We start from the raw sequence: 23,373 nt of genomic DNA, 5'->3' as shown, positions 1-23,373 counted from the left end.
TTCAGATTATGGAATATCCCCTATATAATAAAGATGTAAAGGGTAAATCAAAAAAAATGGAGGGGAAAAGATGAAAAAAATAGTGGCGATTATTCTAGCAACAATGCTTGGCGTATCCGTACTTGCAGGATGTTCTAGCAGCAAAACTCAAGATCCTGCCTCTACTGGGGATAGCGGGAAAACCCCAGCACAAGAATCAAAAAAAGATGAACCAAAAGAAGTTACTTTTTGGCATTATTTTACAAGTATCAATGGTGAAACGATTCAAAAGTATGTTGACGAGTATAATGGAATGCAAGATGATGTTAAAATTAACTTCGAATTCGTTCCAAGAGATGAGCTCCTAAAACAGTTTACCATTGGCTTAGTTTCAGGGGAACTACCTGATATGGCATTTGTCGACAATCCGGACCATGCTTCCTTCTCTGCAATGGGGCTATTTGCAGATATTACCGATAAGGTAAACGCTTGGGAAGATGGAAAATTCCTAGAAGGACCTCTTAACTCCGCAAAATACAACGACAAAATCTATGGGTTACCACATGCTAGTAATGCCCTTGCACTATACTATGATGTAGATATGCTAGAGGCAGCTGGGGTAGAACCACCGGAAACATGGGAAGAATTAGAAGAGGCTGCAGCAAAATTAACCAGTGGGAACACCTATGGACTAGCATTTTCTTCCATCAAGAATGAAGAAGGAACATTCCAAATGCTTCCGTTTCTATTGTCTACTGGGGCAACTGTAGAAAATCTTGATTCACCAGAGGCAGAAAAAGCCCTTAGTTATTTATCGAATCTTACTGAAAAAGGATATGTAAGTAAAGAAGTATTAAACTGGGCTCAAGGAGATGCAGAAAAACAATTTGTATCTGGTAATGCAGCTATGATTGTTAATGGACCATGGATTAAACCTAATTTAGAAAAGAATGCACCGGATAAAAATTGGGCAGTGACGAAATTGCCGAAAGATGCACGATTTGCTTCTACCTTAGGGGGAGAGAATATAGTAATTACAAGTAGCAGTGAAGTAATCGACGAATCATGGGAATTCCTAAAATGGTTCTTATCGAAGGAAAATAATATAGATTTCTGTAAAACTGTTGGTAGATTCTCTCCAAGATCTGATGTAACCCCTGAAGAAGTATGGGGTGATGATGAAATTATGAAAGTGTTTGCGGACCAGATGCAATATGCAATGCCAAGGGGACCACATCCAAAATGGCCTGAAGTTTCATCTGTAGTTATTAACGCTGTTCAAGAAAGTCTTTCCGGAGTTAAGGCTCCCGCACAAGCTCTAAAAGACGCACAGGTAAAAATAGATGAAATTAACGCATCACTACAATAGTTTAAAAATTAGCTGATTAATAATTACTTAGGCCCCTCACTGGAGTACATGGATGTAGACAAAGGTGGTGGGGCTATTTTTAACCTAAAAACTATACCCAGAGGGGAGAATGGAGGTTATAATGAAGAATTTTAAACTTACGGAAGGTAAAAAAGACATTATAGCTGGATATATATATATATATATATTACCTGCTCTGATATTTATGCTAGTTTTGATAGGCTATCCCATTATCTATAACTTTATAATCAGTTTCCAGGATTTAAACGCCATGAATATAAGTAATGGGATAAGAAAATTTATTGGATTTGGGAATTACAAGAAGGTATTATCAGATGAAGTGATGACAATTGCATTCAAAAATACATTGATTTATACTTTTGCAAGTCTTGCATTTCAATTTACTATAGGATTTGCTTTAGCAATATTTTTTAGTAATAAGTTTAGATTGGCAAAACCAATTAGAGGGTTTATGGTGATAAGCTACATGATGCCAATTACAGTAACCGCACTTATGTTTAAATTCATGTTAAGTCCTAGTAACGGAATCATTAATGATATTATGATGGGTATTGGAATAATTAATAAACCGATTCCTTGGCTGCTTCAGGAAAGCACAGCTCTTTGGGGTGTTATAATGGCTAACTCTTGGATTGGTATTCCTTTTAATATGCTTCTTTTAACAACAGGGCTTTCAAATATCCCAGAGGAGATTTATGAAAGTGCTGCGGTTGATGGAGCAAATGGATTTAGAAAGTTTATAAATATTACATTGCCCCTCTTAAAACCTGCAATTTTATCTGTCTTAATGCTGGGGTTTGTGTATACTTTTAAGGTTTTTGATTTAGTATTTGTAATGACTTCCGGAGGTCCTGTAAATTCAACAGAAGTACTGTCTACATTTTCCTATAGGCTTTCCTTTAAATACTATTATTTTGGACAAGGTGCCGCAGTAGCTAATATCTTATTCCTTTGTCTTTTTGCCGTGGCTCTAGTTTACCTCAAACTAATTGGGAAGGAGGATGTGTAATTTATGAAGATACTGTCCAAAGAACGTAATAGGGCAATCATATATAGTATTATAGCTTTGGCACTGGGGGTTATCTTTTTATTTCCACTTTACTGGATTATAGTTAGTTCCCTAAAAACTGATGCTGAAATCTTTGCAATACCCCAGACCTTTTTTCCAAGGGAACTAGAATGGGCAAACTATACAGAACAGCTATTTGGTAAGAACAATGCTTTTCGAGCTTATTTAAATTCAGCAATCATAGCGTTTTCAGCAATGACAACTTCTATGCTATTAGGGATACCAGCGGCCTATGGGCTTGCCAGATACAAGATTCCTGGTAAAAAAGCTATTATTACAACATTTTTAGTTACACAGATGCTTCCAGCATCCTTAGTTCTTACTCCTTTGTTTTTAACGTTTTCAAAGTTTAAATTAATTAATACTTTTTTTGCACCTATTTTTTCGGTCGCAACAATTTCTATACCTTTTATTGTTATTATATTAAGGCCCATATTTAAAACCTATCCTGCAGAAATTGAAGATGCAGCTAAGATAGACGGATGTAATCGGTTCACTGCTTTTTTGAAGATTGTCTTACCCATGTCCAAACCAGGCCTTATTACGGTTGCTTCTTTTTCATTTATACATGGCTGGAACGACCTTGTATATTCAATGACCTTTAATAATAAAGAAGCATATAGGCCTATGACCGCTAAGATTTACAATCTTATAACGGAGTTCGGCACCCAGTGGAATATGGTTATGGCATATGGGGTTTTACTTGTTATTCCAGTTGTTTGTATGTTTGTGTTTTTACAAAAATATATTATCAGCGGATTAACCAGTGGTTCCGTAAAAGGATAAAAGATATCAATATGAAAGGGGATTTTGATTATGAATGGATTAGTGTGGTCTGAAGATAATAAGCTAGTACATCAATACGATGATGAAATAATTTGGATAGAGCCCTTTGGAAAAAACAGCCTAAGGGTTAGGGTTACAAAAATGGCTGAAATGCCCCAAAAAGATTGGGCCTTTATAACCCCACCAAAAACCAATGCAAATATCGATATAGGAGAGGAAATTTGCAGTATTACTAATGGAAATATTACCGGTAAAATAAATAAATTCGGTATTATATGGTTTGAAAATGAAAAAGGAGAAGTCCTTTTAAAAGAAAGATGGCAGACAAAACAAGACCTTAACGAACATAAAGCCCTATTATATTTTGGTCGAGAACTAAAGCCTATCTTAGGGGGATTGTATAAGGCGACCATGACCTTCGAGCCGAATAAGGACGAAAAAATATTTGGTATGGGTCAGCGCCAAATGGAGCATTTAGATATGATGGGCTGTGAACTAGAACTGGCACAAAGAAATTCCCAAGCAAGTATTCCCTTCTTCCTTTCTAATAGAGGTTATGGATTTTTTTGGAACAATCCTGCTTATGGAAGGGCAACTTTTGCAAAAAACCTAACTAGATTTACTGCAGAGGTAACGGCAGTTGTGGACTACTGGATAACTGCAGGGGATACTCCAGCGCAGATAATTGAACAATATACGGGTGTAATAGGAAGGGCCACAAAATTTCCTGAATGGGCAGCAGGTTTTTGGCAATGCAAATTAAGATATAAAAATCAAGAAGAATTACTTGATGTTGCTAGGGAATACAAAAAAAGAGAATTGCCCATATCGGTAATTGTTATAGACTTTTTCCACTGGCCTATGCAAGGAGATTGGAAGTTTGATGAAAAGCATTGGCCAGATCCTCAGGCAATGGTGGATGAATTAAGATCCATGGGTATAGAACTTATGGTTTCTATATGGCCCACGGTTGACCCTAGAAGTGAAAATTATGCCGAAATGAAACAAAAAGGATATCTTGTTAGGACAGATAAAGGAGTTCGTACCCAGCACACCTGTCTTGGAGCCACCGTTTACTATGATGCTACAAACCCAGGAGCAAGGGAATATTTATGGAATAAGGTAAAAGAAAATTACTTTAAATATGGCATAAAGGTATTTTGGCTAGACGAAGCGGAACCCGAGTATAAGGTATATGATTTTGAACTTTATAGATACCACATAGGTACAAATATGGAAGTAGGCAATATCTATCCAATGATGTATTCGAAAGGTTTTTATGATGGTATGAAAAAAGAAGGAATAGAAGCTCCGCTTAACCTTGTTAGATGTGCGTGGGCAGGAAGCCAAAGATATGGGGCTCTGCTTTGGTCAGGGGATATTCACTCAAGCTTTGAATCCCTAAGAATGCAATTTGCGGCGGGATTAAATGTAGGGCTTAGCGGTATTCCATGGTGGACCACGGATATAGGGGGATTCTATGGGGGAGATCCTAAGAATCCTAAATTTAGAGAATTAATTGTTCGCTGGTTTCAATACGGACTTTTTTGCCCGGTATTTAGATTGCATGGCTATAGATTACCGATAAAACATGGTTCCTACGGAATTGATACTGGGTTGTTTGATTATGATACCAATGGTCCTAACGAAGTTTGGGAATTTGGAGAGGAAGCATATGAAATCATTAAAGAAGCAATGTTTATGAGGGAAAAACTAAGACCATATATTTTGAAGCAAATGGAAACTGCCAGCATTAACGGTACTCCTCCAATGAGGCCACTTTTCTATGATTTTCCCAAAGATAACAAGGCTTGGGATATACAGGAAGAATTTTTATTTGGAAGCGATATATTAGTAGCACCTGTTTTATATGAAGGACAAAGACAAAGAGAAGTCTATCTACCATCAGGAACGAATTGGGTTGACTTAAAGACATCAAAGGTATATGTGGGAGGAAGCACTATTTCTTATGAAGCACCCCTTGATACTATTCCAGTATTCATAAAAGAAGGCGCAAATATTTTTCTATAAACTTCAGGCAACAATCAAAGAGTATCTTTGATTGTTGCTATTTCACTATTAGAAGGAGGATATATATGGGCTTTAAGGAAGATTTCGTTTGGGGAACAGCTACCGCATCCTATCAAATAGAGGGAGGGGCATATCAGGACGGCAGGGGTCTTAGCATATGGGATGAATTTAGCCATACCCCTGGGAAAACTCGCTTTGGAGATAATGGGGATAATGCCTGTGATAGCTATAATAGATTAGAAGAAGATATAATGATATTAAAGGGACTAGGGGTGAAGTCCTATAGGTTTTCTATATCTTGGACCAGAATTTTTCCTAAAGGAGTAGGAGAAATAAATCCCTTGGGAATTGCATATTATGATAAACTTATAGATTCACTTATAGAAAATAATATTACACCATTTGTTACTCTTTTTCATTGGGATTATCCCCTAGAATTATATTATAGGGGGGGATGGCTTAGTGAAGATAGCCCAAAGTGGTTTGAAGAGTATGTTAAGGTTATTGTAGACAAATTCTCAGATAGGGTGCAGTATTGGATTACTCAAAATGAACCGGAATGTTATATCTGTAATGGTCTTGATATTGGTCGCCATGCCCCGGGATTAACCCTTCCAAGAAAGCAAGTTATTAGAGCTTGGCATCATAATTTAATAGCCCATGGGTTGGCAGTCAAAACTATAAGGGATCATGCAAAACTAAAACCATTTATAGGGATTGTATCCTGCGGAGAAACTCCTATGCCGGCAACTAACAACGGAAAAGACATTCAAGCCGCAATTAAGGCGATGTTTAATAAAAATGACGGAGCAACTACAAATTTATCCTTTGGGGATCTATTAGACCCAGTAATACTTGGAAAATACCCTGATAGATTTATTTCTCTTCTACCTACAGATTATAAAAAAGATATGCCTATAATAAAACAATCCCTAGATTTTATAGGGTTAAACTTATACACAGGGTTTTATGTAAAGTATGATGAAAGATTAGGATATGTCAGACAAGAAACATTGACAGGGAAAGAAGAAACTTCCGTAGAGTGGAAAATAGAGCCAAAATGCCTTTATTGGGCGCCAAAGATGGTGATTGATAGATATAACTTACCTGTATATATAACGGAAAATGGTCTGGCAAATAATGATTGGGTTTGTCAAGATGGAAAAGTCCATGATATGCAAAGAGTTGATTTTATGAATAGATATTTAAAGGAGTTACTGGTATTGGCAAATGAAGGATATAGGGAAAAACTAGCAGGGTATTTCCACTGGTCCATGCTAGATAATTATGAATGGGCTAGGGGATACGCCAAAAGATTTGGGCTTGTCCATGTGGATTTTACCACTTTTAAACGCACCATAAAAGAATCCGGATATCACTATAAGAAAATTATTAAAAGTAATGGAAATATACTATAGATATGAATTACAAGCCATAAATTTAGGGAGGGTTACCATGTATAAATCACAAAAAGTAAGAGATATAGCACCAGAGGTGGATGCCCTTAGAATGGGTATGGGATGGAGTGTCGAAGATACTGATAAGGCCCACATAATAATAGAGTCGACATATGGGGAAAGTCATCCAGGTAGTGTAGGGCTTGATAAAATAATACAATTTGTAGAAAAAGGAGTTGCAGCTAAGGGAGCTAAACATTCTAAATTCTACACAACGGATATATGTGATGGGATAGCCCAGGGACACGAGGGAATGGATTATTCTCTTTTATCTAGAGAGATGATTGCAAATATGGTTGAAATACATGCAAAGGCCTCCCCATGTGATGGGATTATATGCGTTTCTTCTTGCGATAAGGCAGTGCCTGCACATCTTATAGCCATGGCAAGGTTGGATATGCCCTCAATATTCGTACCAGGAGGAGTAATGAAAGAGGGGCCAAATCACCTTACCTTAGAGCAAATTGGAACCTATAATATAAAGTATAAAAGGGGAGAAATAACTAAGGAGGAGTTTAATTTATTAAAGCAAAATGCCTGCGCTAGCTGTGGAGCCTGTCAGTTTATGGGAACTGCTTGTACTATGCAGGTTATGAGTGAGGCTTTAGGACTTTCTCTTCTTGGAAGTTCTGTTATCCCTTATGGAACCAATATCCTTTATAATGCAGCGGATGCTGCGGGACAACAAATTATTCAGTTACTAGAAAAAAACATAAAGTCCTCGGATATCCTTACAGATTCTGCATTTCATAATGCCCTAGTCATTCATTCGGCAATCTCCGGATCTACGAATGCTCTTTTGCATCTGCCGGTTATAGCAAAAGAGGCAGGGGTAAATTTAAGTGTAGATATGTTTGATAAGATACAAAGAAATATACCCTGTCTTGTCAATGTAAGACCTACGGGAAATTATTCCGGGGAACATTTTTATTATGCTGGAGGTGTTCCGGCCCTTATGATAAAGCTATTCAAACATTTGGATTTGGAAGTATTAACAGTTTCTGGTAAAACCCTTAGGGAAAGTCTGGAAGAATATAAGGAATCAAATAAAATAAAAACACAGCAAAATTTCCTAATGAATTATGGCCTAGAACCTGATGAGATAATAAGACCCCTAAATGATCCAATAACAAAGCATGGGGCAATAGCGGTCTTAAAAGGTAATATTGCTCCGGATGGTTGTGTTATAAAACATACGGCTCTTCATAAAGATATGAGATTTCACACAGGAAAAGCCAGGGTTTTTGAAAATGAATTAGATGCAAGAAATGCAATCATAGATAGGGATATTAAAGAGGGAGAAGTAATAGTAATCCGTTATGCCGGGCCAAAGGGTGCAGGAATGCCCGAAATGTTTTATGCTACAGAAAGTTTAGTGGCAGATGAAGTATTAACTTCTACCACAGCACTTATTACAGATGGAAGATTCTCAGGAGCCAGTAGGGGCCCAGTCATAGGGCATATCTCGCCGGAAGCTGCAGAAGGAGGTCCCATAGCTTTTGTTAACGATAATGACCTTATAGAAATAGATATTGAAAATAGGGGAATAAATATAGTAGGAATTAATGGGGTAAAGATGACCAAAGAAGAGATAGGCAAGGAACTTAAAGAACGCAAAAAATTATTTAAAAAGCCGATTATAAAGGATAAAGGGGTTTTAGGTTTATATAAGAAAACAGCTGCCTCTGCCATGGAGGGAGGAGCTATGGAAATCTGATTTATGTATAAAAATAAAAGGCTGCCAAGCAGCCTTTTATTTTTATACTTCGATACGAATAACCATGCCTTTAGGAATAATCTTAAGGCCATTATCCGTTTCTTCAAGGTCGGCATTATCAACCGCCTGAACAGATTTTATACCGTGAAGCACAAAAGATACCCCTTTATTTATTTTTGAGAGAGTAAGAGTTAACTTTCTATTTTCTCGTTTGGCTGTAGCTGTTAAATCAGTTTCACCTTTTAGATTAGGAACTTCGCATTTTACTTCTGCATCCTCAGATAAATTGTATAGGTGGAAGGCTACCCCTTCAGAATAATCATAGTCGGGCTTAGTATCATTTTGACCCATGGCAAGGAGGGTATTATCCCTTACATATAGGGGTAGGGAGAAATAATCGTAACTGTCCCTATACCAACGCCCGCCCCCGCGGATTTCACCGCTTAATAGGTGAGTCCATGACCCTTCTGGCAAATAGTAATCAACAATGCCGCTTTCATCAAACACAGGGGCTACAAGGAGATTATCACCGAGCATATATTGTCTGTCTAGGTAGTCAGTAGCTGGGTCCTTGGGAAATTCCACTAGCATTGGACGCATAACGGGAATTCCTTCGATATGGGCTATAGCAGACATACGATAGATATAGGGCATAAGTCGGCATTTTAGCTTCGTAAAATGGCTTACAACCTTACTTGCCTCATCGTCAAAAAGCCATGGCACGCGATAACTGGTAGAGCCGTGTAAACGGCTATGGGTTGAGAGAAGTCCAAAGGCAGCCCACCTTTTGTAAAGATCGGGGGTGGCAGTACTTTCAAAACCTGAGATATCATGACTCCAAAAACCAAAACCACAGCTGGCAAGGGATAATCCCCCACGAAGGGTTTCTGCCATGGATTCATAGGTAGCTAGACAGTCTCCCCCCCAGTGAACAGGAAACTTTTGACCCCCAACAGTAGCACTTCTTGCAAATAACACGGCTTCTCCTTTTTCACTAGAAAGTAGTTCATAAACGCATTTATTATAAAGATAGGTATAATAGTTATGCATGGAATTAGAATCAGAACCATCATGCCATTCTACATCTGTGGGTATTCTTTCACCAAAATCAGTCTTAAAAGCATCAACACCCATATTGATAAGGGGCTTTAATTTAGATTGGAACCATCTATAAGCCTCAGGATTTGTAAAATCAACGAGTCCCATACCAGCCTGCCATAAATCTAATTGTCTTACCCCTTTTCCATCTTTTCGTTTTAATAAATACCCGTGCTTTGCACCCTCCTCAAAAAGTGGGGAGCGTTGTGCTATATATGGGTTAATCCATACGCAGATTTTTAATCCTTTTTCTTTATAACGCTGTAACATACCGACTGGATCAGGGAATGTTCTCTTATCCCAAGTAAAATCACACCAGTTAAATTCTTTCATCCAAAAACAGTCAAAGTGAAATACATGGGTTGGAATATCTCTATCAAACATTCCCTGAATAAAAGATGTAGCCGTTTCCTCATCATAGTTTGTGGTAAAGGATGTAGAAAGCCATAATCCAAAGGACCATGCAGGGGGAAGAGCTGGACGTCCAGTAAGCTTAGTATAAGAGGATAATACTTCTTTTGGTGTAGGACCATAAATTATATCATACCGTAACTCCTCTCCGGGAACGGAAAAACCGACATATTCAACTTTTTCACTTCCGATTTCGAAAGAAACATTATCACTATGATTAACAAAAACTCCATACCCTCTATTGGTCATATAAAAAGGAATGGACTTATATGCAACAGGAGAAGATGTACCACCATCTTCATTCCAAGTGTCTAGCTGCTGTCCGTTTTTTACAAAATGTGAAAATCTTTCACCAAACCCGTAAACGCATTCCCCAACTCCTAGCTTTAATTCATTCATCATATATGGTTTTTTTCTATCAATGAGGTAATTATCCCCAGGATACATTGAGGAATTATCTCTATCGACTTCCATAAACCCAAGATTTTTAAAGCCACTTCCGGTTAGAACCTTACCATCCCCTTCAAAATAGAACCCCCAAATTTTGCGGTTAACCCTAACGGCAACCCTGCCGGATTTAAGTATTGCTTCTTCTTCGTTAATAGTTACTGCAAAAGGCTGAGGATTAGTATTTTTTTCAAATTGGGGTTCGTTTTTTGTATAACCTAAATGGTGGTAAGTACGAACAGAAATGACATTTTCCATGGGAATAGAAAATTCAATAGTAATCATTGGAAGATTTAAAGTATCCCCCCTATGACCTATTGCTTTACATGGGGCATATACCTTCATACCAGTTTCTGTAGCTTCCACATCATAGGCTTCTGTTGCATAATGATGCATAGTATCTTCCCTTAGACACCAATATCCTTCTGTAAACTTCATATAAATCCTCCTTTATAATATAAGTATTACGGTCATTATATAAAGTAAAATTTAAAATGTCTATAGAGTATTATGAAGGAAAATCATGTGATTTTTAGACATTTAAAATCTTTTGCCCTAATAATAGTTTGTGAAGATAATTGCCCAATCATATTGAAATTTTTATTATAAAGCATTATACTAAAGTTAAGTTAACGATTAGTTATAATGTTTATTAAAATTACAATGGAAGGATAGATATGATGTTATATCCCATAAAACTTAATCCAATATATAAAGAACCCATATGGGGAGGTAAAAGACTTAGGGAGGTATTTGGCAAGGATATTCCCTCCGATTCTACAGGGGAAAGTTGGGAGGTAGCTTGCCATGAAAATGGAACAAGCATGGTTGCTAATGGGAAATTAAAAGGTAAATCCTTAAAAGAAGTAATTGATATTTATGGGGTAGAGGCCTTGGGGAATAAAATAGTTCACGCAGCTATGAAAAGATTCCCCCTTTTGGTAAAGATAATAGATGCCTCTGATAAACTTTCTGTTCAGGTCCATCCAAAAGATGAATATGCTAGGGTACATGAAGGGGAATTAGGAAAGACGGAGATGTGGATTGTTCTAGACTCAGTTCCTGGGGCACAATTAGTATATGGACTTAAGCCAGGGGTTACGAAGGAAGAATTTGAAAAAAGAATTAAGGATGGTACCCTTGAGGAAATCTTAAACTTTGTAGATGCCAATAAGGGGGATGTATTTTTCATCCCGGCAGGTACCCTCCATGCTATAGGCGAAGGACTCTTGATAGCGGAAATCCAGCAAAATTCTGATACTACATATAGGGTTTATGACTGGAATAGGGTAGATAGCACAGGTAAGCCAAGGGAACTACATATACAAAAGGCGCTAGATGTAACTTGCTTATCCAATATAACAGGGAAAGAAAAAGTAATAGGAAAGGTAATCAAAGAAGAAGCAAATACAAGAAATCTATTGGTATCTTGTAAATATTTTGCGACAGAGATTATAAAAATAAAAAAAGAGAGTAAGGAAGTTTTAAATGGGGAAAGATTTGATTTAATTATGGTTATGGAAGGGAAGGGGGAAATCAAATATAGAAAAGAAGCAGTTTCTTTTAAAGCAGGAGACTCCTTTTTTATCCCTGCCACCATGGGAGACTATATTATAATGGGGGAGTGCAGTATTATAAAAAGTTATGTACCTATAATGTAAAGGAGAAGATGACATGGTTAAAATTATCCTTAATGGAGACATCAAAAAAGGAAAAATCAATAAAAACATCTATGGACATTTTGCAGAACATTTAGGCCGATGCATTTATGAAGGATTTTGGGTAGGAGAAGATTCTAAAATCCCTAATACAAGAGGTATTAGAAATGATGTAGTTAATGCCTTAAAAGAAGTTAAGATACCTGTTCTTAGGTGGCCAGGGGGCTGCTTTGCAGATGAATACCATTGGAAGGACGGTATAGGACCCCGTGAAAATCGACCTAGGATGGTGAATACCCATTGGGGTGGAGTAGTAGAGAATAATCACTTTGGAACCCATGAATTTTTTGAATTATGCGAGATGTTAGGAGCGAAACCTTATATTTGTGGAAATGTAGGAAGTGGAACCATTTACGAAATGCAGCAGTGGGTGGAATACATGACCTTTGACGGAGAATCACCCATGGCATCATTAAGGGAAGAAAATGGAAGAAAAAAACCTTGGGAACTTAAATACTTTGGAGTAGGGAATGAAAGCTGGGGCTGTGGAGGGAATATGCGCCCGGAATGTTATGCAGATTTATATCGCAGATATAATACTTATGTAAGAAATTATGGAAACAATAAGATTTATCGAATTGCCGGGGGTCCTAATGCGGATGATTATAACTGGATGGAAGTATTAATGAAAGAAGCCGCGGGTTTTATGGATGGCATCAGTCTTCATTATTATACCATAGCAGGAGATTCCTGGTCTGAAAAAGGAGCTGCCACGGACTTCAAAGAAGATAGGTGGTTCAAGGCAATGAAAAAAACCCTATATATGGATGAAATTATTACCCGTCATAGTTCGATAATGGATCGATATGATCCTGAAAAAAGAATAGGCTTAATAGTGGATGAATGGGGAACCTGGTACGACGTTGAGTCGGGGACAAATCCGGGATTTTTGTATCAGCAAAATACTATACGGGATGCCTTAGTTACTGGCATTAACTTAAACATTTTTAATAATCACTGTGATAGGGTACACATGGCTAATATTGCACAGACAGTAAATGTCCTACAGGCTATGATACTTACAGAAGGGGGAAAAATGATACTAACCCCGACTTATCATGTATTTAATATGTATAAGGTTCATCAGGATGCGGAACTCCTTTCTATGGAAATTAATAATAATGAGTATAAATATGGAGAAGAAAAAGTTCCAGGGCTTAGTGTATCTGCTTCTATAAATGAAGAGGATAAAATTCACATATCCATATGTAATCTTAATCCTAAGGAAATTATCAATATTCAGTGTGAACTAAGGGGAATCAATATAGGTGAAATAAAAGGAACAGTGATTACAGCAAAGGAGATGGATTCCCATAATACTTTTGAGGAACCGAATAAGGTAACTCCTAAAGACTTTAATGGAGCAAAAATTGAAAATCAGCTTCTTACCTTGGATGCCCCTCCAATGTCGGTTATCCTTCTAGCCTTAGGGCGATAATTAGGAATCTAAAATAGACAATGAATTTAAATAGTAACAGGATAAAACCACATCCTATCAGGATGTGGTTTTATTTAAAGGTTTATTGTTTGATGATAGACTGAAGATTATCACTGGAGGCTTGTATTTCTAACATGAGATTATAAATGGTTTCTATATTTGCATTGTGTTCTTGAGTTGTCGCTGTTAGTTCTTCAGTGGCAGCAGAATGTTCTTCAGAAATGCTTGCAATACTTTCTGTTTCCAAACGGATTTGTGAAAATAGGGAAGACATATTTTCAATTTTAGTTAATTCATCAGAAATAAAAGTATCTATATCTTTAAAAGATAAATTTATTTTATCAAAGTTTTCGCCAACTTCTTTGACAATAAGTTCTCCCTCTTTGGTTGCTGCATTTCCATCTTGGACTTCGATGAGAACATCCCTAGTCTTAGACATTATATGGGTTATTATTTGACCAATTTGATCAGCGGTAGTGCTACTTTGCTCAGCTAGTTTTCTAATCTCATCGGCAACAACAGCAAAGCCCTTGCCAGATTCACCAGCCCTGGCAGCCTCTATGGCAGCATTAAGGGATAGAAGATTGGTTTGATCTGATATTTGAGTTATGCTAGAAAGAAAGTTATTAACCTCATCCATACTAGCATTTAACTCCTGAACAGTTGAAAAAGACTTAGTTACAGTCTGATTTATTATATTCATTTGCTTGTCCATAATATTGATTTTTTCAGAGCCTTCCAAAACGATAGCCCTAGTATTAGAAGAAATATCCGATAGCTGTTTGGAAAGAACACTGACTTCATCGACCTTCTTATCAGCATCATTCATCATCTCACTAATATTTGTAACACTTTCTGTTTGCTCAATAACACCCCTTGCAATTTCCTGAACGCTGTTTGATACCCCATCACTATTTACTTTTACTGCCTCAAGGTTAAAATTGCAGTTACCGAGATCTCTATTTAAGGCATATAGATTTGTTTTAATAATCTCAACTTCAGATTCAGAGTTCTTAAATAGGTGGACATTTTTTTCATTTTCAGCGATAGCAAGATTTATAATATCCAATCCCCATTTTGATAAGAAAAAAAGTACTATAATAATCAAATCAATTAAAATAAGAGATGAAAGAAAAGTGATATCCAAATTATGTTGAATGAATTCTTTAAGGATTATCCCAATGTTCAAAAACAAACTGCATAAGGTAAATAAACGCTTATTTAAATACATAGCAGCGATAGCTACTGGCATAATGATGGCAAACATAAACTCCTTATCCGGAAGAACAAAAATAGTTATAATACTTATAAGAGTTATAATCACATAAGAAGATAAGATTTCAAATTTCCGTTTTCGGTATGATAACCCTACAAAAATAGCTATGCCAGTGTATACTAGGGCAATAACTATTAATATTGGCATTTCACCGATAAAAGCAAAAAAACAGAGTATGACCGATAGGGATATAAGTAAAAATGCCATCGTTTTATTTACTTTTCTAATATGTTCCTTCATAATATCTACGTTCATATTCAGTCCCCCTTAATATAAGTTTCTATTGATGTAAGTTAATTATAGCATTATACATAAGAATTTTAAATAGATTCTAAGGTTTTTCTATTTTAGGAGACGTTCTATGTTTTCCGAAGTCTTCGATTGTAACATGATATTGTACAGTTACTTTAGCGTTTTTATATTTTTCCATCCAGTTATAGTCCTTGAAATCTTTATAAAGCCAAAACTTTTTCCTTGCTAGCTGACCCCATAAAAAGGGATCCCCTTCAAATTCTTTCTGGGTTTTTTTAACTAACTCCATGGATTTACTTTGTAGGCGTTTTTCTATAGAATTACGGAGAATCTCTTGATTTTTCCTGTTTTCCACATAATCAATTTGGCTGGGGATAGAACTTATACTTATGACTACCGGTACAGTCACATCTATAATAGGATAATTATCAGTTATTTTAATATCTATTTTGTTCTTTTTTCTAATTAGCTTTGCAGATATTTTACTTCCTTCTTTTAAGGGATCAGGGAAGGTTGCAAGAACATTATTTGTTATCACCTTAGGTCTTAACATAAGGGATAGTCTAGTCTCGTCCCCTGTTAGAGTTCCTACCATTTTTCCTCCCTTAAAAATAGCTGAGCCCATCATTTCCATGGGATTTTTATCAATTTTATCAACCTGCCCTGCAAGAAAATCTCCTTCACTATCAAAGGCTGTTTTTACATCTATCTTTTGTGTTGTAGCATAAGTTGCTAGAAATAAATTTGAATTATCTATAGCCCGCTGGGAAAACCTATGAAGATTTGATAAAGGAACAAAGCCTATATCTCTCCACCTAGATGTCATGAATTCATAATATTTAGCATTTCTCGTATCAAAGGGGGGATTATTATTTCGGATAAAATCCGATGCTTTTTCTCTGCAAATTATCAGGTTAAATTCCCGTCTGATGCCTCTATCCCTTTGGGTTGATTCAAGCAGCGGGAAAAACTTATCTGTTTTTGCAAAATCTTCGCTGACTACCATTGCCTTGGTATGGGAAAAGGTTAATCGTCTGGCAATAGAGATACTAGATAAATCCCTTGCGGATACAAGATCCTCTGATAAAAAAGTAATGGTATCACTGGCTGGCTCATTAACTTCTAGCCTCGTGGCAGTACCAATCTGGGGATTTGTGATTTGGAATGTTACACTAAGCTTGCCATCTATTCCTTCATCGATGCCAATAGCTGCAACATAGCCATATTCTTCTATTTGTATTTGATCCCAACAACCTGTAAGGTGTAAAACTATTACCAATAAAAAAATGACTTTTGAAACTTTCATGACCTATACTCTCCCTTCAGTTTAGCAATGCTCCATAGGAGAATAGGGACAAATATGAAGTAAATCCAAAAGGTATGAACTTCTATTTTCCTAATAGTTAGGATATATGAAGTATAATTTGATGGAATAAGGCTAATAAGAAAAACCATGATTGAGATATAAAAGACTAGGCCTTTGGTATTTTTTAATCTTAGGAGATAACCTAGGAGTACGGCAGCTACATAAAGATAAATAGCAAGTCGTACAGAGGAGGCTATGACCCAAAAACCTAGAAATAATGCTTCAACATTTCTTGCAAAGCGGCCTATCTGTACTAACCGTGTTAATTGATGGAAAGGATAATTAAGGGAAGCCAACGTGGGATACCCAAAAGCAGACGTATAAATTATTAGAAATAGTGAAAAGTTTAAAATAGGAAATAAAAGTCCTAGGAAAGAGCCAAGTTTATATTGTTTATGGGATCTTACTTTAGGAAAGAAGATAGCAAGAAGAATCACTTCACCAATTATTGTGGTAAAATAAACACCCTGCTTTAAGATAGTTTTAACACCAGGTCCCCCCAAGGGAAACAAATAATTTAAATCAAGTTTGCTCCAAATCATAATGACTAGGGCAACTACTACTATTTGTAGTACTGGGAATGCAAGCCAGCATAGGCTCGCTATAGTAGAAAAGCCCTTGCTAGCAATGTAGGTACTGCCAGCGATTAATATAAATAATATAAATGTCATGGGAGTCCTTAAATAGAACATTGTACCAATGATATCTGCATAATCTCTTGTGGATACAGCTAGATACTCAAAACTAATGGAAAACAACAAGAAAATGATGATAAACCCAAAAAACTTACCCATAAGATGATAGATAATATCTAACAGATTCTTATTCTTATAAAGCCTCAGCAGGGAAAGAAGGCATAAAACAGGAAGGAGAATGATTAATCCCGAAATAATGGGGATTATCCATGATGCATTAAGTCCCTCACTTATAAGTAGGATGGGGGTTGAATCGGTATATTTTGTACCGATACAAAATATCATAAGGGCAAAAAATTCCCTAGCTCCGATTTTATCATCGTATTTTTTAAGCATTTCATCCCTACTTTCTTGCAGAACCTTTTCTTCTAGGGTCTAATGAGGATATATTAAAGGGTCTAAGCCATTGTTTCCAGATGGGGTCCCTAAAAAGGGTATCGGTAGATGACGGATAATGGGGAGCAACAGGGGATAAAAAGGGTACCCCAAAGGTGGTAGTATTAATCACATAGGTAAGATATATGCTAAGGCAAATAGAAATCCCCAAAAAACCCATAAAAGCTCCTGCAGCTACAAATATAAATCGGGATATCCTAACCGCGTAATTTAAAGAAACATCGGGTATTGTAAAAGAAGATAATCCTGTAAGGGCAACTATAATAACCAATATAGGGCTTACTATGTTTGCTTCTACGGCAGCTTGGCCGAGTATTAAAGCACCGACAATCCCTATGGTAGGACCAATAGTAGTAGGCACCCTTACCCCGGCTTCCCTAATTAATTCAAAGGATATTTCCATTAGAAGGACTTCTGTAATAACAGGGAAGGGAAGCACCTCTCTAGCAGCAGCTATGGATACAGCCAAATCACTGGGGATCATTTCAACATGGAAGCTGGTTATGGCAACATATAAACCGGGAACAAGCAATGTAATAAAAAGCGCTATAAATCTTATAGTCCTAATGAAGTTTCCATAGGGCATCCTTTGGTATTGGTCTTCTGCAGAATGAAAAAAAGTCCAAAAGGTGGCAGGAGCAATTAAACAAGCTGGAGAGCCATCCATAATCAAAATTACATGACCTTCTAGTAAAAAGGCAGCAGCTCTATCGGGGCGTTCTGTATATAGCATGGTAGGAAGGAGAGAATAGCTTCTATCTTCTATAAATTGTTCAAGAATTGAGATACTTAAGACGTTATCAGTATTTATATTATTGATTCTGTTTCTGATATTATAGATTAAATCAGGGTCTGAAACTCCTTCTACATACATCATATAGGCGGCATCTTTACCCCTTACACCGACTTCAACCTCCTCAGTGATTAGCTCTTCACATTTGAGGTACTTTCGTATGAGGGAACAATTTACATCGGCACATTCTATGAAGGACTCCTTTGGTCCTTTTATAGTATTTTCAATTACTGGTTTTTCGATGGGGCGATGTTCAAAATCGGCGGTAGAAAAGGAAATTGCCCCTTTATATCCCTCTATAAGAAGTATTGTACTCCCCTTAACGATATTTGTGGTAATTTGGGTCGGCACGGTCAGCGTTTTAACATTTTTATTAGTAATGATATTATTTGTAATCTCCGTGATGGCATCTTCTCCTGAAATATAGGGGGACACATCCATTAGGGGAAGTATAATATCCCTAGTCAGGGTATTTGTGCAAATAGTACCTTTCATATAGAACAAAACACCATTTAGTTTAAGAGAATTGATATATATCGGGCGGACAATAAAGTCTTTATTCTTTGGGTAATGAAAGATGCCTTTGAAATTATCTAAGTCTATCTTCAAATCACCGGTTAGGCAATTTGTAATGCTGCCAATCTCTTTATTTGTGGGGGGATGTTTTACTGGCTTTTTTTGAATTTTACGAGGAAATTTGGTCATTTAATCACTTCCTAAAAAACAATTTATAGGATAGGTTATCACTTTTAAGTAGAATTTATACAAAAAAAAGCAGGAAGCCTGCTATAATTTTTTTGAATATATATATCTTAAGAGATAATTAGGATAAAAATTAAAACAGTCCTAAAATCCCAGCTAGTAACACTACAATTCCAAAAGCCATCCTATAATATGCAAAGACTTTCATAGGTTTTTTCTTTAGATAGGAGATAAACTTATCAATGACTACCAAAGCCACAACAAAGGAAACCATGAATCCAACTCCAAGAGAAATTATTTCTAGGGAACTAAGAACCCCTAGGCCTCCTATCTTTATAATCTTTAAGAGGCTCATTCCAACCATAACTGGGATTGCCAAAAAGAAAGAAAATTCAGCAGCAGCGACTGTAGAAAGACCAGCTACCCAGCCACCGATGATTGTTGAGGCAGATCTTGACATTCCTGGAATGATTGCTAGACACTGAAATAATCCTATTACTATAGCTTGTTTTACAGATACGTTTAAATCCTGACGACCCTTAGTAGTTCTAAAATTCTTCTCAGCATAAATCATCCACAATGCCCCTAAAAATAAGGTAATCGCGACAGGAACAGGGGAAAATAAATAGTGTTCTGCTAAGTCATCAAATAATATTCCAAAAACTCCTCCAGGAATGCAGGCAATAAATATCATAAACCAGAACTTGAATCCTGATTTCTCATAACCAACTTTTTGAGGGAAAAAATGAATTAAGGTATCTTTTATCTTTTTCCAGTAAAGAATAACTACAGCAAGTATCGCCCCTAATTGTATTACGTATGTATACATCTCAACGTAGTTTCCGCTGGTTCCTTTAAAATGAATTAGATTTTGGAAAATAACCAAATGTCCTGTGGAAGATACCGGTAGAAATTCAGTTATTCCTTCTACTACACCTAATAGTATAGATTTAATAATGAAAATAATGCTATCCATCATATACCCCTTTTCTTATTTTATAAATATATAAAGTTTATCCCTATATACCCTAAAGGTTTCAATTTAAGTCCAATAGGTAACTAACATAAAAATGATATCACATTATTTATATTAATTCCACTTTGATTTTATAATATTATTTTTGCGGATATTGAATACAAAAAATACTGTGATATAATAGATAAATTAAAGGAGATGATATCATGAAAGTAGCTATAGTTGGCGCTGGCAAACTTGGTTATAAGCTGGCAGAGGCTATGATAAATGCAGATATAGATGTTACCTTAATAGATAGAAATGCTAGGGTATTAGAAAGGATAAATGATTATCTAGATGTACTAACTGTTTCAGCTAATGGAATAGAAATAGAAGTCCTAAAAGAATTAAATATTAAATCCTACGATTTATTGATTACTACGACATTTAGTGATGAAACAAATGCCATCATTTGCAGTTTAGCGAAAAAACTAGGTTGTAAAAAAACCATAGCAAGAATTAGAAATCCCGAGTATACAAAGCAAATAGACTTTATAAAAACAGAACTTGGGATTGATCATATCATAAATCCAGAACTGGCAACTTCTAATGAAATAGCGAGGTATTTGCTTAAGAGCTATAATTTTTATTCGGAAGATTTTGCCAAAGGAAGGGTTTCGATTGTAGATTTTAGTTTAAGGAATATGCCAGATCTTATTGGTAAGAAAATTGCAGATATTAATGAACTAGAAAACTTGCTTATTGCAGCTATATCAAGAGGAGATGAAATGATAATTCCCCATGGGGATACCAGGTTAAGCGAAGATGATATAATTCATATTATAGGTAGTAGTAAAAATATTAATGGCTTAAGCGAAAAATTTAATTTTAATATTGAGAGATTTAAAATCAAAAAACTGATGATTCTTGGGGGGGCAATATAGCATATTATTTAGCCAATAAACTTAAATCTTCAGGCATTAAGGTAAGTATAATAGAGCAGGATGAAGACAGATGTAGATATTTGTCTGAAAGATTAGAGGAAGCCTTAATCATTAATGGGGACGGAACGGATATCAATCTCCTAGAAGATGAAGGCCTATATTCGATGGATGCTTTTATTGGGGCAACAGGATATGATGAGCAAAATCTTTTAATGTCCCTGATGGCAAAACATGCAGGAGTAAGTAAGACCATAGCAAAAATAAGCCGGCCTAATTACGTGAAGATAATTGATAACTTAGGGATTGACGTTGCCCTGAATCCGGTTAATATTGCAGTTAGTAATGTTTTTAAATTTATTAGGGGTGGTAAGGTAGTTTCAGTATCCTTATTATTAGGGGAACAAGCAGAGGTTACCGAAATTATAGCAATAAAGGATTCAAGGATAATTGGGAAACCTCTTTCACAATTGGGATTGCCTAAGGGAATCATCATCGGCGCAGTAGTTCAAAAGGGTGAGGTTACTATTCCAAATGGGAATACTATCATAGAACCAGATGATAGATTAATTATTTTCTGCTTATCCTCTGATGTTCCGGCCTTAGAGATGTTTATAAAGCCGAGGAAAGGTGGATTATTTAGATGAACTATAAAATAATAAGAAAGATATTAGGCGTCATGCTTATGCTTGAGGCTATATTCATGATTCCTTCTTTCTTAATATCGATATATTACAATCAGGAAGATAAATATCCTTTTCTTTTTTGTATGCTACTGACGGGACTTATTGGTTACATTATGTATAGTCTAAAGGTAAATAAGGACACGATTAAAATAAAGGAAGGACTAGCTATAGCTACCTTTGGATGGATTTTGATTTCTATCTTTGGGGCGCTGCCTTTTGTATTTTCAAAGAGTATTCCTACCTTCGTGGATGCGTTTTTTGAAACGGTTTCGGGTTTTACCACTACAGGGGCTACATTGGTTAACAATGTAGAGGGAATGCCTAAGGGGATTTTATTTTGGCGTTCATTTACCCACTGGATAGGTGGGATGGGAATACTGGTATTTACCGTTGCCCTTCTGCCCATGGTAGGAGTAGGGGGTTTTCAAATTTTTAAAGCGGAAAGCCCGGGGCCTACTGCTGATAGGTTTGTTCCTAGGATAAAGGATACGGCAAAACTCCTATATATAACTTACCTATCCTTTACAGCTATACAAATAATATTGCTCATGCTAGGGGGTATGAACTTATTTGAATCGGCAGTCCATACCTTTGGAACTGTAGGAACTGGGGGGTTTTCAACTAGGAATAAAAGTATTGGGGCCTATGATAGTACCTATATTCATATTGTTATTTCTGTATTTATGATATTATCGGGGGTTAGTTTTCCGTTGTATTATTCTTTAATCAAAGGTAAGTGGAAAGAAGTATTAAAAGACCAGGAATTAAGGTTATATTTAGGAATTATTACTATATCCGTAATACTAATAGCAATTAGTTTAAGGACAAATATATATAAAAGCATGGGATTTGCTCTAAGAGATGCATTGTTTCAGGTTAGTTCAATCATTACCACTACGGGCTATGCTACAGCGGACTTTGATTTATGGCCGTCTTTTTCTAAGGGAATATTATTCATGTTAATGTTTATTGGAGGGTGTGCAGGCTCCACCGCAGGGGGTATAAAAAGCATTAGAATTTTAGTACTGTTAAAGCTTATAAAAAGAGACATTCAAAAGATATTCCACCCTAGGGCTATAATACCTATTAAAAATGGAGATAAAATAATCCAAGGGGAAACGATATCCGGTATCACTAGTTTTTTTGCCCTTTATGTGTTTATTTTTATTGTATCAACTATTATCATTTGCCTTGAGGGAATTGATTTGGAAAGTTCTGCTAGTGCCGTAGCTGTAACCCTCGGAAACGTCGGTCCTGGTTTTGGATTTGTGGGACCTACTAGAACATTTAGTGAGTTTAGTCCATATAGTAAAGCCCTATTTTCAATACTCATGCTCCTAGGAAGACTAGAATTGTTTACAATCATAGCTTTATTTGTTCCTAAAGGTTGGAGAAATGAGGTATAAAATAAGTCCATGGTTAACCATGGACTTATTTTTTGCTTATAGAAACCCTCCAAACTTCAGGTCCTTTCTCTAAATATTCCCAATCAAACTGATTTTCGTATTCTGCAAGCATTTGATAATGAAGGGGTTTAGGGTCGTGATCGTTGATTAATTCCATCTTTTGACCTGATTTTAGATTATGAAAGGTATCAAAAATAACAGCATGTTTATCCTTTGATGGATAAATTCTTGCATCTACCTGTGCAGTAAATTCTGACATAGTAAAATCCTCCTCATAGTTTAAAAAACTCTTAGTTATTATGTACTTTTTGTTATTTTATATGTTTCTATAATAACCTTAATTATGTAATAAAACCGTGACTGT

16 protein-coding genes and 1 pseudogene are annotated in these 23,373 nt (G+C 36.2%); 10 read left to right on the top strand and 7 right to left on the bottom strand.

The features are described 5' to 3' along the window. Positions 1 to 70 precede the first annotated feature (70 nt). From GX308_04055 to GX308_04030, 6 genes are all read left to right on the top strand, one after another. Positions 71 to 1,348, top strand: coding sequence for an ABC transporter substrate-binding protein (locus GX308_04055; protein NLK21250.1), 1,278 nt, complete (start codon positions 71 to 73; stop codon positions 1,346 to 1,348). A 121-nt stretch (positions 1,349 to 1,469) separates the two neighbouring features. Continuing rightward, positions 1,470 to 2,378: a sugar ABC transporter permease gene (locus tag GX308_04050; GenBank protein NLK21249.1), complete on the top strand. Its 909-nt coding sequence runs from the start codon at positions 1,470 to 1,472 to the stop codon at positions 2,376 to 2,378. A 3-nt stretch (positions 2,379 to 2,381) separates the two neighbouring features. Continuing rightward, complete coding sequence (locus GX308_04045; protein ID NLK21248.1) at positions 2,382 to 3,224, top strand: carbohydrate ABC transporter permease; 843 nt, start codon at positions 2,382 to 2,384, stop codon at positions 3,222 to 3,224. A gap of 30 nt (positions 3,225 to 3,254) precedes the next feature. Then, the gene (locus tag GX308_04040) at positions 3,255 to 5,255 is read left to right on the top strand and encodes a glycoside hydrolase family 31 protein (GenBank protein NLK21247.1); all 2,001 of its coding nucleotides are present in this window, start codon (positions 3,255 to 3,257) and stop codon (positions 5,253 to 5,255) included. Positions 5,256 to 5,320: 65 nt separating this feature from the next. Continuing rightward, positions 5,321 to 6,673 carry a beta-glucosidase gene (locus GX308_04035; GenBank protein ID NLK21246.1) on the top strand — a complete coding sequence of 451 codons (1,353 nt, stop codon included), beginning with the start codon at positions 5,321 to 5,323 and terminating at the stop codon, positions 6,671 to 6,673. A 37-nt stretch (positions 6,674 to 6,710) separates the two neighbouring features. Next, on the top strand, positions 6,711 to 8,429 hold the full coding sequence (locus tag GX308_04030) for a dihydroxy-acid dehydratase (protein NLK21245.1): 1,719 nt from the start codon (positions 6,711 to 6,713) through the stop codon (positions 8,427 to 8,429). A gap of 42 nt (positions 8,430 to 8,471) precedes the next feature. Here GX308_04030 and yicI read toward each other — a convergent pair whose 3' ends face one another. Beyond that, on the bottom strand, positions 8,472 to 10,823 hold the full coding sequence (gene yicI, locus GX308_04025; protein ID NLK21244.1) for an alpha-xylosidase: 2,352 nt from the start codon (positions 10,821 to 10,823) through the stop codon (positions 8,472 to 8,474). Positions 10,824 to 11,062: 239 nt separating this feature from the next. Between yicI and GX308_04020 the strand changes: the two genes are divergently transcribed. Both GX308_04020 and GX308_04015 read left to right on the top strand, forming a co-directional pair. Further along, positions 11,063 to 12,046, top strand: coding sequence for a class I mannose-6-phosphate isomerase (locus GX308_04020; protein ID NLK21243.1), 984 nt, complete (start codon positions 11,063 to 11,065; stop codon positions 12,044 to 12,046). Positions 12,047 to 12,059: 13 nt separating this feature from the next. After that, a complete protein-coding gene (locus GX308_04015; GenBank protein NLK21242.1) occupies positions 12,060 to 13,541 on the top strand; it encodes an alpha-N-arabinofuranosidase in 1,482 nt (493 codons plus the stop codon). 82 nt (positions 13,542 to 13,623) lie between these two features. On the opposite strand, the gene GX308_04010 is transcribed toward GX308_04015, so the two are convergent. The 5 genes from GX308_04010 to GX308_03990 form a co-directional block, all read right to left on the bottom strand. Beyond that, entirely contained in the window at positions 13,624 to 15,072 is a 1,449-nt protein-coding gene (locus GX308_04010; GenBank protein ID NLK21241.1) for a chemotaxis protein, read from the bottom strand. 76 nt (positions 15,073 to 15,148) lie between these two features. Next, on the bottom strand, positions 15,149 to 16,375 hold the full coding sequence (locus GX308_04005) for a Ger(x)C family spore germination protein (protein ID NLK21240.1): 1,227 nt from the start codon (positions 16,373 to 16,375) through the stop codon (positions 15,149 to 15,151). Next, complete coding sequence (locus GX308_04000) at positions 16,372 to 17,466, bottom strand: endospore germination permease (protein NLK21239.1); 1,095 nt, start codon at positions 17,464 to 17,466, stop codon at positions 16,372 to 16,374. Before GX308_04000 ends, GX308_04005 begins: the two co-directional genes overlap by 4 nt. 7 nt (positions 17,467 to 17,473) lie before the next feature. Continuing rightward, on the bottom strand, positions 17,474 to 19,024 hold the full coding sequence (locus GX308_03995) for a spore germination protein (protein ID NLK21238.1): 1,551 nt from the start codon (positions 19,022 to 19,024) through the stop codon (positions 17,474 to 17,476). A 130-nt stretch (positions 19,025 to 19,154) separates the two neighbouring features. Then, a complete protein-coding gene (locus GX308_03990) occupies positions 19,155 to 19,997 on the bottom strand; it encodes an undecaprenyl-diphosphate phosphatase (protein ID NLK21237.1) in 843 nt (280 codons plus the stop codon). A 206-nt stretch (positions 19,998 to 20,203) separates the two neighbouring features. Here GX308_03990 and trkA point away from each other — a divergent pair. Both trkA and GX308_03980 read left to right on the top strand, forming a co-directional pair. Then, positions 20,204 to 21,564: pseudogene (trkA, locus tag GX308_03985) on the top strand (Trk system potassium transporter TrkA). Next, the gene (locus GX308_03980; protein NLK21236.1) at positions 21,561 to 23,009 is read left to right on the top strand and encodes a TrkH family potassium uptake protein; all 1,449 of its coding nucleotides are present in this window, start codon (positions 21,561 to 21,563) and stop codon (positions 23,007 to 23,009) included. Before trkA ends, GX308_03980 begins: the two are co-directional and overlap by 4 nt. 25 nt (positions 23,010 to 23,034) lie before the next feature. On the opposite strand, the gene GX308_03975 is transcribed toward GX308_03980, so the two are convergent. After that, positions 23,035 to 23,268, bottom strand: coding sequence for a DUF2249 domain-containing protein (locus tag GX308_03975; protein ID NLK21235.1), 234 nt, complete (start codon positions 23,266 to 23,268; stop codon positions 23,035 to 23,037). Positions 23,269 to 23,373 lie beyond the last annotated feature (105 nt).

It is taken from the genome of Candidatus Epulonipiscium sp. (assembly GCA_012519205.1).
Taxonomy (GTDB): Bacteria; Bacillota; Clostridia; order Lachnospirales; family Defluviitaleaceae; genus JAAYQR01.
Note: the sequence above shows the minus strand (reverse complement) of the source record. Positions and strands in the feature narration are given on the sequence as shown.